Genomic DNA, 13610 nt, shown 5'->3' with positions numbered 1-13610 from the left:
ACGGCGTCATGGTTATAAGCATAACAAAACTTTGACGCATAATGGTGTTATGATTTGAGGATACTTAGTAACGCAATAGCAACCAATTGGAGACAAATTTTGGCTTCTAATGACGCGACAAAACAACAAGGCTATGTTCCCCAGCTTATTATTCTGACGGTTTTTTGGCTCGGCCTGCAGTTGGTCGCCAGTTGGGTCAAGCCGGGCTTTGACCATATTGGCCAGTACATTAGCGAGATCAATGCGACGGGTACGCCCAATGCAGGCGTGCTCGGTTGGGTGGGCTTTATTCCGCTGGCCATGATCGCATTTAGTTTTCTGGTGTCTATACGCAGTCAATTACGCGTACGTTCGGTAAGTCACGTGGGTTGGTTGCTGTTATTTTTATGGCCGTTTGGTTATTTAGCCTCGGCGTTGGCGCCATGCGATGCCGGTTGCCCGATAGATGGCAGCAGTTCGCAGGCTATCCACAACGTGGTAGCTGTTATCAGTTACTTTGGCTTCGCGCTTGGTACTTTGCTGCTAGCGCTAACGCCCAAAACCAGCTGGTTGGTTCGCGTCGCTTTGGTGCTGCTGGCTGCGGTTACCGTGTTAGGATTTTTAGTCATGACGTCCTATCCGATGTTTGAAATCCGCGGAGCCATTCAGCGTTACGTAGAAGTAGCCCAGCTTATTGTATTTTGGTTGTTGTTAACGCTACAACAAAAGGAGTCAGAATGAGTCAGCAGACCATCAGGTTAAGTGTTAGCGGCATGAATTGTGGTTCGTGTGCAAGCCGTGTCGATAAAGCACTGTCCGGCGTAAACGGCGTTGAGCAGGTAGCGGTAAACCTTGCCTCGGACGCAGCTGAAGTTACCGCTAATAACGTGTCCACTGATACGCTGATTAAAGCGATACAGGACGCCGGCTACGATGCCCACGAGATTATTGACCGCGATAAAGAGATGCGCGAACAGCGTGAGCGTCAGCAACGTGAGTATTCGGGCCTGCGCAAAGAATTTACCTTATCAGCTTTACTGACCTTACCGGTGTTTATTCTGGCCATGGGCAATCACATGGTGCCGGCATTTTCGAACTGGGTTCATAACAGCCTGGGCTTACAAACCAGTTGGTGGATACAGTTGCTGTTAACGAGCATTGTATTGTTTGTGCCGGGGCGGCGTTTTTATCAAATCGGTATTCCGGCTTTATTCAAAGGTGCGCCGGACATGAACTCGTTAGTCGCGCTGGGGGCAACTGCGGCCTGGGGTTATTCTATTGTCGCGACCATTATGCCGCAGTGGCTACCGGCCGAGTCAGTGAGTGTTTACTTTGAGGCATCGGCGGTTATTGTTACCTTGATTCTGGCAGGTCGCTTTATGGAAGCACGGGCCAAAAGTCATACCTCGGATGCGATTCAGCGCCTGATGGGGTTACAAAGTAAAACCGCGCGCGTTATACGAGATGGCGATGCAAAAGAAGTTGCGGTTAAGGAATTAGCCAAGGGCGACGAAATCGAAGTTCGTCCGGGCGAAAAGATCCCCGTCGATGGTCAAGTCATTAGTGGTGACAGTTACGTTAACGAAGCCATGATCACGGGCGAGGCTGAACCGGTGCATAAGCGGGCGGATGATAAGGTCGTCGGCGGGACGATTAACGAGCGCGGGACGCTGCGTTTTAAGGCCACCGCGATAGGCGAGACAACGGTATTATCGCAAATTATTCGTATGGTGGAGCAGGCGCAGGGCGCCAAATTGCCGATTCAGGATACCGTTAACAAGATCACCTTATGGTTTGTACCCGCGGTGATGGCGGCAGCGTTACTGACCTTTATCGTGTGGTTTTTTGCTGCTGGTGAATACTCACTAACATTTGCGCTGGTTAATGCCGTTGCGGTACTTATTATTGCGTGTCCCTGTGCTATGGGGCTGGCCACGCCAACGTCGATTATGGTGGGTACCGGTCGAGGCGCAGATTTGGGCGTACTGTTTCGTCAGGGCACCGCATTGCAGGCGTTGCAACAGGCCAATGCCGTGGTATTTGATAAAACCGGTACCCTCACGCAGGGTGAGCCAACACTCAACGAGTGGGTAACGGTTGCTGGCGATGACAGCACAACGCTGCAACTGGCTGCTTCACTTGAGCAACGCTCTGAACATCCGACTGCGGAAGCGTTGGTGGCTTTTGCTTCCGAGCAGACGCCAATGTTAGAACCGGAATCATTTGAAGCATTGTCGGGTCTTGGGGTTACCGGCAAGGTTGATGGGCAGCAGGTTTTGGTCGGCTCGGCCACATTGATGCAAGAGCACGACGTTGCGCTAAGCGAAGCGCCGGACAAGGCTGGCGAGTGGCAGAAGCAAGGACTTACTCCCATTTATGTAGCGATAGATGCGCAGTTAAAAGCTATATTTTGCGTTAGCGATCCGATCCGCGAGAGTGCGCCGGCACTGATTAAAGCGCTGCATCAGCGCGGTTTGAAAACTGCGATGGTGACAGGCGATGCGAAAGCCACCGCTGAGCGTATCGCCAACCAGCTTGGCATTGATAAAGTCGTGGCTGAGGTAAAACCCGATGGCAAAGTAGACGCCGTTAAACAGTTGCAAAAGCAATGGGGTAAGCTGGTGTTTGTTGGCGATGGCATTAACGATGCGCCGGCACTGGCGACGGCCGATGTCGGTTTTGCCATAGGTACAGGTACTGACGTTGCGATTGAATCGGCGGACGTGGTGTTGATGTCTGATAATTTGACCGTGGTGCAGCAGGCGTTTGCCTTATCCAAAGCAACGATGCGCAATATTCGGCAGAATTTATTTTGGGCGTTTGCCTATAATACCGCGTTAATTCCGGTCGCAGCCGGTCTGTTGTACCCGTGGTTTGGTATATTGTTATCACCGATGCTGGCGGCCGCTGCGATGGCGTTATCCAGCGTTTTTGTGCTAACCAACGCATTACGCTTAAAACGTATTAACCTGAGTACCTGAGCGGACGACGATAATTAATGAAATTAGGAATATTTGATAGTGGTGTCGGTGGTTTAACGGTTGCACGGTCGTTGCAGCGCAGTGGTTGTTTTAGCGAACTGCTTTATTACGGTGATACTGCCCGCGTGCCATACGGTAGCAAAGATGCTAATACGGTGACACGCTATGCGCTGGAGGCGGTCGAGTTTTTTAATGGTGCAAACGTGGATGCCCTGGTGGTGGCGTGTAATACCGTGAGTGTGGTGGCGCTGGAACAAATGCAGCGCTACTCGAATAAACCGGTTTATGGCGTACTGGAACCGGGCGTGCTGGCGTTGCAGCAAATGCCGGGGATTACTCAGGACGCGCGTGTACTGGTTATTGCAACGCGCTCAACGATTGCTTCAGGCGAGTATCAGCAACGTATTAATGCGCTGGGATTCCATCGGGTTGAAGCGATGGCTACGCCATTGTTTGTGCCCATTGTCGAAGAAGAGCTCTACGACGGACCAATATTAACGGAGACGTTTAAACACTATTTTGGCGGACTAATGCGCCCTGACGTTGTATTGTTAGGGTGTACCCATTTTCCGCTGATCGATACCGCGATATCTGCGTACTTTGGCGGCGCAAAAACAATACATTCCGGCGAAGCCATGCTGCACTGGATGGAACAGCGGTTGGACTTAACGGCGCGCTTTGATAACACGCCGATCCAAATTATGGCATCAGAGAATGTCGAGGCGGTTAAACGTGTCGCGGCACGTTGGCAGCTACAAGTATAAAAAGGAAACCTTATGTTAATTGCAGATTACTGGGCAACGCTGCTGTGGATGGCTATTATTATTGTAACTGTATTGCTGCAGTGGTTCGTTGCCAGCGGTACAAAAGCAAAGCAAACCGGGGCTATTCCGGGCAAAGCTCCGCAAGACTTGAGCCACCAGAGTTTCGTATTCAGGGCCTGGCGTACCCATCAAAACTCACTCGAAAATCTGAGCCCGATGTTAGGGACTATTGTATTAGCCATATTGGCAGGCGTTCATCCGTTATGGACAGCATCAGCAACAGCGGTATTTGCCGTAGCTCGGCTGGCGCACATGGTGTTGTATTACGTTATTGCAACCGAAAAGAATCCAAGCCCACGCAGTTACTTTTTTATGCTGGGTTTGCTAGCGAACGTAGTACTGTTGGTTATGGTGTTTGTGACGTTATTCAATGGGGCGTAAGTCGGGCGCTACGTAGCTGGTTTGAGCCGCTTCAGAGGTTATCGCTTTTTCTGAATAATAGCGTTTAATAACGCTAGGCATATCGTCGACCAGATCCTGGTTGTCATTCAGAAAATCACAAAAGTCGTTGTAGTCGGCTTTACTGATGCGCACATTAATGATGCGCAGGGAGGCGATGGTCAGGGTGTGATGGTAAGGAATATCACCCAGGCCAAAGTTGCGCTCAGTACGCAGCAAGTCGACTACCTTTTGCAACGCAATTGGCCATGGATGGGCTTTTAGATACACCCAGGCTACGCGTAAATGCCAAAGGTGATCGATATCATCTTTGCCAAACGAGCGTTGTTCCAGCTGTATTAAAAAGTCCGCATCGGACACTGAGCATTCGTACATAATTTGGTTCGCGTATTAAAACATCTGTTCGATTTAATTGGATTATACGTGTTTCATTACTAACATGCATTCGATTTAGTTCAATCGTTCAATAATTTTTAATGCTGTTTAATTCGATTCCCCGCTATGCCTTAACATTTGCTATGATTAGCAATTAGTTAGTCTGTACTGTTTTAGGAGTAAGTACCCATGTCAGATTCTGCACAACGTCCGTTGTATATCCCCTACGCGGGACCTTCTTTGTTAGAGACGCCATTACTTAATAAAGGCAGCGCGTTCTCAAAGGAAGAACGAGCAGCATTTAACCTGACCGGGTTGTTACCGCCGCGCTACGAGAGTATCGAAGAGCAGGCCGAACGCGCTTACATGCAGTATAAAAGCTTCGAAACACCGCTGAATAAACACATTTACCTGCGTGCCATTCAGGATAATAACGAGACATTGTTCTATCGTTTGCTAACCGATCACCTCGAAGAGATGATGCCAATTATTTACACGCCGACAGTCGGCGATGCCTGCGAGAAATTTTCCGATATTTATCGCAGCTCCCGTGGTTTGTTTATTTCGTATTCAGAGCGTGATCAACTGGATGACATCCTGCGCAATGCGACTAAACAAAAGGTAAAAGTCATCGTAGTAACTGACGGCGAACGCATACTGGGCCTGGGTGACCAGGGTATCGGCGGTATGGGTATTCCGATTGGTAAGTTGTCGCTTTACACCGCCTGTGGTGGAATCAGCCCCGCTTACACGTTGCCGGTGATGCTGGACGTTGGCACCAATAACGAGAAACTGTTAAACGATCCCATGTACATGGGCGCGCGCCACAAGCGTATTAACCAGGAACAGTACGATGAATTTTTGGATAAGTTTATTAAGGCAGTGACGCGTCGCTGGCCCGGTGTACTGTTGCAGTTTGAAGACTTTGCCCAACCTAACGCGATGCCGTTGCTACGACGTTATCGTGACGAAGTGTGTTGCTTTAACGACGATATCCAGGGCACTGCGTCTGTGACAGTAGGCACCTTGTTAGCTGCCTGCCGTAAAAAAGGTAAAAAACTAAGCGAGCAAAAGGTTGTATTCGTCGGTGCCGGTTCTGCCGGCTGTGGTATTGCTGAGCAGGTGATGATCCAGATGATGGCTGAGGGGCTGTCCGAAGACGAAGCTAAGCAAAATGTCTTTATGGTCGATCGTTTCGGCTTAGTTGTTGATTCCATGGATGGTTTACGGGATTTTCAACAAGCCTTGGCGCAGCCCATGAAACGCATAGGCGAATGGCAATACAGCGGTGACTACCCATCGTTACTGGATGTGATTCATTGTGCTGAGCCCGATGTATTGATTGGGGTTTCAGGGCAGGCGGGCTTATTCACAGAGCAGGTTGTTGATGCCATGGCCAAAAATGTTGAACAGCCGATTATTTTCCCATTGAGTAACCCGTCAAAACACGTCGAAGCGCATCCGGCCGACGTAATGAAATGGACTCAGGGCAATGCTATCGTAGCCACCGGTAGCCCATTCGGTTCAGTAGAGTATGACGGCAAGCAATATCCTATTGCGCAGTGCAATAACAGTTATATTTTCCCCGGGATTGGGCTGGGTGTGATAGCGGTTAAAGCCAATCGCGTCAGTGACGAAATGTTCCGCGTAGCCAGTAAAACACTCGCGAAAGCGTCGCCGTCTGCTAATGGCAAAGGTGAGCACTTACTGCCGGCGTTTGACGACCTGGCACAGCTGTCTAAAGATATTGCCTTTGCGGTCGGCAAGGTCGCTCAGGAAGAAGGCTACGCGCTGGAGATTGACGATGAACTGTTACGCCAACGCATAGAAAGTCATTACTGGAAACCAGAATACCGCTTTTACAAGCGCGTCAGTATATAAGTAGGTCGCGCATTATGCGCGACGCTATTTGTTTAGGACCGAAAAGCCTGCTCTAAATCGCGGAGCAGGTCTTCACGGTATTCAATCCCAACCGATAAACGCAGCAAATCGTCGGGCACCGGCGTGCCTTCACCCTCGATGCTGGCGCGGTGTTCAATCAAACTTTCAACACCCCCCAAGGATGTCGCTCGCTTCCACAAACGTGTTCGGGCCGCTGTTTTAATTGCTTGTTCTGCACCGCCTTTAAGCCGAATCGATAACATTCCCCCAAAGCCGTTATGCATCTGCCGTTTAGCGACTTCATGACCGGTGAAGCTCGGCAATCCGGGATACAGGACCTCAGCAACGTGCGGATTTTCCTGCAGCTGTTCTGCTAACCACAGAGCAGACTCACATGACTCCCTGACACGCAGGTGCAGCGTACGCATCCCGCGCAATAGCTGCGCGGCGTCATCGGGGCCGGGTACACAACCGTTTTGCGCCCGCAATGCGACAATGCGTTGCCAAAAAGCTGAATCTTCTGCGCTGGCCAAGGCACCGGAAATAACATCCGAATGGCCATTTAAATACTTGGTTGCAGAGTGCATGACCAAATTAGCGCCTAAGCTTAACGGCCGGGTTAATAGCGGTGTGGCAACGGTTGAGTCGACGGCAAGCAGTGCATCATGTTTTTTACAGCTTTGCGCAATAGCAGCGATATCAGAAACGGTCCACAACGGATTGCCCGGAGTCTCCAGCCACACCAGTCGTGCCGGTTGCTCAGTCAGTGCTGCCTCAACTGCGCCTTCGACGTGCGTATCAATAAAACGAACATGTAAGCCAAAATCCTGTCCAAAGGTGCGCAACCAATTGCGCAAAGCCCAGTACATGATAGTGGGTGCAATGACGTGGTCGCCGGGTTTTAGCGCTAAAAATACGGCTGTTGCTGCGGCCATACCTGAACTAAAAATACGAGCGTCAGCGGCCTCCTCCAGGGTTGCGATTAATGTCTCCGGCGCTTTATAGGTTGGGTTGTCAGCTCTCGAGTACACCCGTCCGCTGCGATATTGATTATCCTCATCACGCAAATAGGTGGTTGAGTTATATACTGGCGGTATCAATGATTGTTTATCATTGGTGTGATGCTGCTGCAGACAAGGAGAGCCTTGTGCCAGCAGGGACTGCGGCGCGAATTGTTTTTTTTGCGTCATAAACCCACTCAAAAAGTAATCTAAACGTGCGTATTCACGTATACATGAGCGTTATTTGATAGTAACTACAGGAGTATTGCAATGCGATTTTTGAAAACTTTGTTGATTGGTTCTTTGCTGTTGGTCGCAAACTCTGCGCTAGCCAACGAATGTGAACTAACCATCGATAGTAATGACAACATGCGATTTGATAAAAAGGAACTTTCAGTACCAGCGAGTTGCTCTGAGGTGACGTTAAAATTAACTCACTCAGGCAAGATGGCTAAGAACGTAATGGGCCATAACTGGGTATTAAGTAGCGCTTCGGACATGCAGTCAGTGGTGCAACAAGGCATGGCAGCTGGTCTTGATAACAACTATACACCAGACTCAGATGCTGTGATTGCAGCCACTGACGTTATCGGTGGTGGCGAGGAAACGTCGATTACTTTCTCGACTGACGGAATGGATGCAAATGGCAACTATAAGTTCTACTGCACCTTCCCAGGCCACTCTGCAATTATGCAAGGTGTGTTTAAAATTACTAACTAATTAGCGTTCGTATAAATCGCTAAGCTAAAGCCCGTGTTTGGATAGCAATCACGGGCTTTTAAATGGAGTACCAATGAAAGGTTTCGGAATCGTTTTAGTGGCGCTTTTTTCAGCGCTGATGGCAATTGTACCTGATAAAGCGCAGGCGCAGGGCTTTGGAGCACGAGAAGCACTGGTTAAAGCGCAGCCTGTGCAGTTTGAACGCGAATCCAATCGTGTCGAAGCTGTTGGAACTGCTGAAGCTCGACGGTCCGTAACCTTATACCCCGCTGTCGGTGACCGTGTTGAATCGATTAATTTTGAACCGGGCGATCGCGTCGAAGCAGGACAAGTTTTAGTTCAGCTTGACGACCGTCGACAGCAAGTTGCACTGCAACAAGCGAAACTAAATTACAAAGACGCGCAGCGCACGGTTGAGCGCTTACGCTCCAGCTTTGATCAAGGTGCGGTGCCGCAATCGGAGCTGGATAATGCGGTATTATTACGTGACTTAGCCGAAGTCGAAGTAGACAGAGCGCAGACCGAAGTCGATGACCGTCAGGTTATTGCACCATTTGACGGTATCGTTGGGCTTACTGATATTGAGCCCGGCGATCGTATTACCGAACAAACCATGATTACCACCATTGATGACCGTGAAACCCTGCTTATCGATTTCAGTATTCCTGAAGCTGCGGTATCGATTTTACAGGAAGGCGCTGAATTGACAGTGCAACCGTGGCGATATTCGGGACCACCGGTAACGGCTGAGATTGTCGAGCGCGACTCCCGCATTAATCCAAAGACACGTATGTTCAGAGCACGTGCTGCTATTGATAACAGCAAAGATGATTTTTTACCAGGCACTAGCTTTCGCACGCAAATTGAATTGTTAGGTCGGGAGTTCGTTTCTATCCCTGAAGCGGCTTTGTCATGGGGGCCAAATGCACCATTCATTTGGTTGGCCGAAAACCAAAAAGCTAAACGTGTGGAAGTTCAGATCGAGCAACGTCTGGAAGGACGTGTGCTTGTTTCCGGTGATATTCAGCGCGACGATATTCTGATCGTGGAAGGGATTCAGAATTTGCGCGAAGGTCAGGATGTTAAGTTCCAAAATGTCGAGAATGTCGACGCTGCCGAGGTTGCTGAGTAATGGCCGACACTAAAACCACATCAGTTGGTGAAGCGAACGACTTGCCGTCGGTATCAATACGCCGGCCTGTTCTGATTGTTGTTCTTAATATATTAATCGCGCTGGCCGGTGTTGCAGCTATTATGGGCGTAGAAGTGCGCGAACTTCCTGACGTAGATCGACCCATCGTTACGGTTCGTGCTGCGCTGCCGGGCGGAGCTCCGGAGACCGTCGACTCAGAAGTTACCAGTATTCTTGAAGGGGCTGCTGCTCGAGTCTCAGGGGTAAAATCTATTCGCTCCTCGTCCGAGGAAAACTCTGCACGTACCGTGGTCGAATTCAGACCGGGTGTTGACCTGGATGTGGTAGCCAGCGAGGTTCGCGAGTCGGTCAATCAGGTTAGACGCGAATTGCCTGATGACGTTGAGCAGGTAATTGTTGTAAAAGCTGACGATGATGCCAGGGCTGTTCTGGATATAGCAGTTAGTAGCGACTCACTAAGTCTGGAGGAACTAACCCGGCGATTAGAGACAGACGTCGCGCCTGAATTTCTATCTATAGACGGGGTGGCTGATGTCAGGTTAAACGGCGCTCGTGAAAGAGTGTTAAGGGTAGCTTTGGATCCGTTAAGACTAACGAGTTTTGGTCTATCGGTTACCGACATCGCTGATGCATTGCGACAAGCACCGTTTGATGTTCCGGCAGGTAGTTTAAAATCGACCGACCAACGCATCATTATTCGCGCAGATGCAACCTCAGTGACTGCTGAGCAGGTCGAAAATATTATTGTGCGTGACGATACACGTATCGGCGACGTGGCACAGGCCTACTTTGGCCCGGCCGATGCAAGTAGTTTCGTGCGCTTAAACGGTAAACCAGTAGTTGGCGTGGGGGTTATTCGCCAAGCCGGCTCCAATACTATCGAAATTTCTGATCAGGCACTGGCAATGCTTGAGCGGTTGCAGGCACGTTTCCCCGACATGGAAATGCAGGTAACTAATGACGACGCCTTGTTCATACGGAAATCTGTTGCTGAAGTTATCACTACGCTGGCGATTACTATTGCGCTGGTTGTGGGGACGTTATGGGTATTTATCGGCTCGTTCCGGGCTACCATTGTCCCTGCTCTATCGATACCGGTGGCATTGTTTGGCGCAGTAGCAGCCATATGGTTGATGGGCTTTTCGATCAATATTCTAACCTTGTTAGCATTGGTGCTGGCAACCGGTTTGATTGTTGATGATGCTATTGTTGTTACCGAGAACATTCAGCGACGGCGGGGCATGGGGCTGGGTCCACGAGCCGCAGCGGTACTGGGCACCCGGGAAGTGTTCTTTGCGGTGGTCGCGACAACGGCTGTATTAGTGGCTGTGTTTGTGCCGATAGCGTTTTTACCGTCAACGGCCGGCCGACTATTCAGAGAGTTCGGTGGCGTGCTGGCTGCTGCAGTGATTATTTCTTCGTTTGTCGCGCTATCGTTGGTACCCGCATTTACGGCGAAGTTGCCCAAAAATGCCGGTAAGCGCAATGTGTTCTCAGGTGTCGGCAACTGGTTCAAAAAACATTACGAGCGTACCTTAAAAGTCGCATTGAATTTTTCCTGGGCGATCGTTGGCTTGTCGTTATTAGCCGCTGTAGGGGCTGGCTTTTTATACGACCGAGTGGCGGCGGAGCTGCTGCCCAGTGAGGACCGTGGTACGGTTCGGGTATTCGCCCGGGGGCCTGACGGCGTAGGCTTGAACTTTATGGATCGCCAGGCTCGTCAGCACGAAGACGCGTTAATTCCTTACCTGGAAGCGGGTGTATTTGATTCTATCTATACGGTGGTGGGTCAGTGGGACCCCAACTTGTCATTTATCACGGCGACCATGAAGCCCTGGGAAGAACGCGATATATCTCAGCAGGCAGTGATTGATGAAGTACGCGGTCCGTTATCACAAGTGGTCGGTGCGCCGGGTCGAGCGTTTGGCTCTAACTCGTTAAACGTGCGCGGTGGCCAGGGCGGCGGTGCTGTCGAAATGGCAATCACCGGCGAGAACTACACCGATATTTATAATGCTGCCAAAGAATTTACTGCGGCGGTGGTTGCGCAGGCGCCGGAGTTCAGAAATCCGGATATTTCGTATCAGCCAACACAGCCGCAATTGCGATTTAAGATTGACCGCCGTCGGGCAGCCGAGCTTGGCGTACCGTTAAGCGATATTTCGTCTACGTTACGCGCAGCAATCAATGGTGACGATGTCGCGGATCTTAACGTTGGAGATCAGCAGATCCCGGTTATTCTGCAAACTCGGGTCGAAGCAATCCGTTCTCCGCAGGACATGCAGAACTTGTACGTATCGTCTACGTCGGGCGAACTGGTGCCTATTTCTAGTGTTGCTGAAGTGGTCGAGGAAGGCGTATCGGCAGAGTTAGAACGGCACGGCCAACGGCGCGCTATCGAAGTTGAATTCGAAATTGACGAGGATTATCCGTTATCTGAAGCAACAGAGATCCTGCGGGAGATTGCTCAACAGGAGTTGCCGCCAAGCATGGGGCTGTTATTCCTTGGCGAGGCCGAAACCTTTGAAGATACCAATAGAGAGGTCGCGATGACCTACATTCTGGCATTCTTAATTGTATTGTTGGTGTTAGCTGCGCAGTTTGAGAGTGTCAACAGTGCGGTAGTGGTCATGCTGACGGTCCCATTTGGTATAGCTGCCGCTATTTATGCGTTATTCCTGACCGGGATATCGCTTAATATCTACTCTCAGATTGGTTTGGTCATGTTGATTGGTCTGTTGGCTAAAAACTCGGTGTTGTTGGTCGAGTTTGCTGATCAGTTGCGTGACCGCGGAGAGAGTGTTCGTACAGCGATAGAGCAGGCCGCGTCAATTCGCTTGCGACCCATCATGATGACCCTGGTGTCGACTATTCTGGGTGGTTTGCCATTAATACTATCTAGTGGCGCAGGCGCTGAGGCTCGTAATTCTATTGGTTGGGTGGTATTTGGTGGCCTGGGGCTGGCTACTGTATTTACTCTGTACTTAACGCCGGTGCTTTATTTGTGGCTGGCGCGCTTTACTAAGCCTCGCGCAGACGAGTCGGCTCGTCTCGCACAAGAACTGGATGAGGCTAACGAATCGGCGTGATGTCCCACTGCTCGCGCAGGCGCTCTAAAGTACCGTCTTGCTCGAGCAGTGTAATTGCCTGATTCAGCTTTTGTAATAACTGGTCGTTGCCTTTGGTAACGGCCATTGCAACCGGCGTAGCGTCGTTTGGCTGCCACAGCACTTTCAATTGAACACCGTATTGCGCTGCAAGGTAATTAGCGACGCGACGCGGCATAATAACGGCTTCGACTTCGCCAACTGCCAGTTGTGCCATGGCATCCTTTTTTGAGTCGGCCTGTTCAACCCGAATAGCGTCACGCAGGCCGAGCTCCCTTAAGTGCGCTTCCAACACCGAGTGACGGTCACCGCTAATGCGTTTGCCCACTAACTGCCTGACATTCTCTATAGCTTTATTAGACTCTAGAATAAATAACGCTGTTTGTCTTTCGTAGTAGGGAGTACTAAATGAAAAGTACTGCTGCCGTACGTCGGTTTTTTCCATACCAATAGCGATGTCGAGCTGGCCGTAACGCAATAGACTGACAACATTGTCCCAGTCGTACTGGTTCAGTGTGAGGCGCTCGCCGAGCTTGTCATAAATAGCGTTCGCAACGGCTACATCAAAACCTGTGAGCTCGCCCTGATAAAGAAATTGATAAGGAGGATAACCGGTTGCCATACCCGCTTGGGCATCGGCCAGCGCTGCCGAATTAACCCCAAGGGCAGTAACACTGATAATGGTGGCCTGTAATAACTTTTTCATGGGGCTAGGGTGCCTTATTCCATTACATTGAGCTTGGTTTTTATATAATCCGCATGAGATATGTAGAGCAAATCTGCAAGCTTCCGCAACATGCTTTCTTCATGTGGATCGAGCTTACTATCAGCATAGGCAAGTCGCCATAGATTTGCCAACAAGTCGACTTTCTCCTGATAGGGTAAGTCTTTTAATGGCGCGGTAAAATGTTGCAGCGATGCCGCATGCTTTACTTCAGCCTCAGCTGCGGTTATCGCAGGCTCAGCCTGGTCCGCATTCAGGCCATATTCGTTTTGCAGGTCGTTACTCACTAACGCTCGTTCGTCAGCAGAAAATTCGCCATCTGCCATAGCAATTTCCACCATCAGGATCAGACTTAACGATTGGCTTTGATCAAGTCCGGCAATGGTTATTGAGTCATCTTTTTCGGGTTGAGACAAATGGGTTTGCAAAAGTTGCTGCAGTTTCTTCAACATAATATGTCTGGCGT

General features: G+C 50.1%; 12 protein-coding genes. 8 read left to right on the top strand and 4 right to left on the bottom strand.

The window, feature by feature from the left end:
- Positions 1–99: 99 nt before the first annotated feature.
- Genes DEU29_RS03515 through DEU29_RS03500 form a run of 4 tightly spaced genes read left to right on the top strand, consistent with a single transcriptional unit; the run spans position 100 to position 4165 of the window.
- Positions 100–720 carry a DUF998 domain-containing protein gene (locus DEU29_RS03515; protein ID WP_133538873.1) on the top strand — a complete coding sequence of 207 codons (621 nt, stop codon included), beginning with the start codon at positions 100–102 and terminating at the stop codon, positions 718–720.
- Positions 717–2960, top strand: a complete 2244-nt coding sequence (locus DEU29_RS03510) for a heavy metal translocating P-type ATPase (RefSeq protein WP_133538872.1) — start codon at positions 717–719, stop codon at positions 2958–2960. Before DEU29_RS03515 ends, DEU29_RS03510 begins: the two co-directional genes overlap by 4 nt.
- Before the next feature lie 17 nt (positions 2961–2977).
- Positions 2978–3724 carry a glutamate racemase gene (murI, locus tag DEU29_RS03505; protein WP_133538871.1) on the top strand — a complete coding sequence of 249 codons (747 nt, stop codon included), beginning with the start codon at positions 2978–2980 and terminating at the stop codon, positions 3722–3724.
- Positions 3725–3736: 12 nt separating this feature from the next.
- Positions 3737–4165, top strand: coding sequence for an MAPEG family protein (locus DEU29_RS03500; protein ID WP_133538870.1), 429 nt, complete (start codon positions 3737–3739; stop codon positions 4163–4165).
- Here DEU29_RS03500 and DEU29_RS03495 read toward each other — a convergent pair.
- On the bottom strand, positions 4148–4558 hold the full coding sequence (locus tag DEU29_RS03495; RefSeq protein ID WP_133538869.1) for a hypothetical protein: 411 nt from the start codon (positions 4556–4558) through the stop codon (positions 4148–4150). The genes DEU29_RS03500 and DEU29_RS03495 overlap by 18 nt on opposite strands.
- A gap of 189 nt (positions 4559–4747) precedes the next feature.
- On the opposite strand from DEU29_RS03495, the gene DEU29_RS03490 reads away from it, so the two are divergent.
- Positions 4748–6439, top strand: coding sequence for an NAD-dependent malic enzyme (locus DEU29_RS03490; protein WP_133538868.1), 1692 nt, complete (start codon positions 4748–4750; stop codon positions 6437–6439).
- Between the two features lie 32 nt (positions 6440–6471).
- Here the strand turns inward: DEU29_RS03490 and DEU29_RS03485 are convergent, their stop codons facing one another.
- Positions 6472–7629 carry a trans-sulfuration enzyme family protein gene (locus DEU29_RS03485; protein ID WP_133538867.1) on the bottom strand — a complete coding sequence of 386 codons (1158 nt, stop codon included), beginning with the start codon at positions 7627–7629 and terminating at the stop codon, positions 6472–6474.
- 81 nt (positions 7630–7710) lie between these two features.
- On the opposite strand from DEU29_RS03485, the gene azu reads away from it, so the two are divergent.
- The 3 genes from azu (at position 7711) to DEU29_RS03470 (ending at position 12402) form a co-directional block, all read left to right on the top strand.
- Positions 7711–8160, top strand: coding sequence for an azurin (azu, locus tag DEU29_RS03480; RefSeq protein ID WP_133538866.1), 450 nt, complete (start codon positions 7711–7713; stop codon positions 8158–8160).
- Positions 8161–8233: 73 nt separating this feature from the next.
- Positions 8234–9292 carry an efflux RND transporter periplasmic adaptor subunit gene (locus tag DEU29_RS03475; RefSeq protein ID WP_133538865.1) on the top strand — a complete coding sequence of 353 codons (1059 nt, stop codon included), beginning with the start codon at positions 8234–8236 and terminating at the stop codon, positions 9290–9292.
- Entirely contained in the window at positions 9292–12402 is a 3111-nt protein-coding gene (locus tag DEU29_RS03470) for an efflux RND transporter permease subunit (RefSeq protein WP_133538864.1), read from the top strand. Before DEU29_RS03475 ends, DEU29_RS03470 begins: the two co-directional genes overlap by 1 nt.
- On the opposite strand, the gene DEU29_RS03465 is transcribed toward DEU29_RS03470, so the two are convergent.
- Together DEU29_RS03465 and DEU29_RS03460 are read right to left on the bottom strand one after the other, a co-directional pair.
- On the bottom strand, positions 12386–13126 hold the full coding sequence (locus tag DEU29_RS03465; protein ID WP_133538863.1) for a transporter substrate-binding domain-containing protein: 741 nt from the start codon (positions 13124–13126) through the stop codon (positions 12386–12388). The genes DEU29_RS03470 and DEU29_RS03465 overlap by 17 nt on opposite strands.
- A gap of 14 nt (positions 13127–13140) precedes the next feature.
- The gene (locus DEU29_RS03460; protein ID WP_133538862.1) at positions 13141–13596 is read right to left on the bottom strand and encodes a TerB family tellurite resistance protein; all 456 of its coding nucleotides are present in this window, start codon (positions 13594–13596) and stop codon (positions 13141–13143) included.
- Between the last annotated feature and the right edge of the window lie 14 nt (positions 13597–13610).

The sequence above is a fragment of the Idiomarina aquatica genome, from assembly GCF_004362895.1.
GTDB lineage: Bacteria > Pseudomonadota > Gammaproteobacteria > Enterobacterales > Alteromonadaceae > Idiomarina.
The sequence above is the reverse complement of the archived record's forward strand: the minus strand, read 5'-3'. Positions and strand labels throughout refer to the sequence as shown.

What these genes read in the sequence shown, in the direction of transcription:
- murI (WP_133538871.1), top strand. Translation starts at nt 2,978, where the DNA reads ATGAAATTAGGAATATTTGATAGTGGTGTCGGTGGTTTAACGGTTGCA.
- DEU29_RS03510 (WP_133538872.1), top strand. Translation starts at nt 717, where the DNA reads ATGAGTCAGCAGACCATCAGGTTAAGTGTTAGCGGCATGAATTGTGGT.
- DEU29_RS03465 (WP_133538863.1), bottom strand. Translation starts at nt 13,126, where the DNA reads ATGAAAAAGTTATTACAGGCCACCATTATCAGTGTTACTGCCCTTGGG.
- DEU29_RS03485 (WP_133538867.1), bottom strand. Translation starts at nt 7,629, where the DNA reads ATGACGCAAAAAAAACAATTCGCGCCGCAGTCCCTGCTGGCACAAGGC.
- DEU29_RS03460 (WP_133538862.1), bottom strand. Translation starts at nt 13,596, where the DNA reads ATGTTGAAGAAACTGCAGCAACTTTTGCAAACCCATTTGTCTCAACCC.
- azu (WP_133538866.1), top strand. Translation starts at nt 7,711, where the DNA reads ATGCGATTTTTGAAAACTTTGTTGATTGGTTCTTTGCTGTTGGTCGCA.
- DEU29_RS03470 (WP_133538864.1), top strand. Translation starts at nt 9,292, where the DNA reads ATGGCCGACACTAAAACCACATCAGTTGGTGAAGCGAACGACTTGCCG.
- DEU29_RS03495 (WP_133538869.1), bottom strand. Translation starts at nt 4,558, where the DNA reads ATGTACGAATGCTCAGTGTCCGATGCGGACTTTTTAATACAGCTGGAA.
- DEU29_RS03500 (WP_133538870.1), top strand. Translation starts at nt 3,737, where the DNA reads ATGTTAATTGCAGATTACTGGGCAACGCTGCTGTGGATGGCTATTATT.
- DEU29_RS03475 (WP_133538865.1), top strand. Translation starts at nt 8,234, where the DNA reads ATGAAAGGTTTCGGAATCGTTTTAGTGGCGCTTTTTTCAGCGCTGATG.
- DEU29_RS03490 (WP_133538868.1), top strand. Translation starts at nt 4,748, where the DNA reads ATGTCAGATTCTGCACAACGTCCGTTGTATATCCCCTACGCGGGACCT.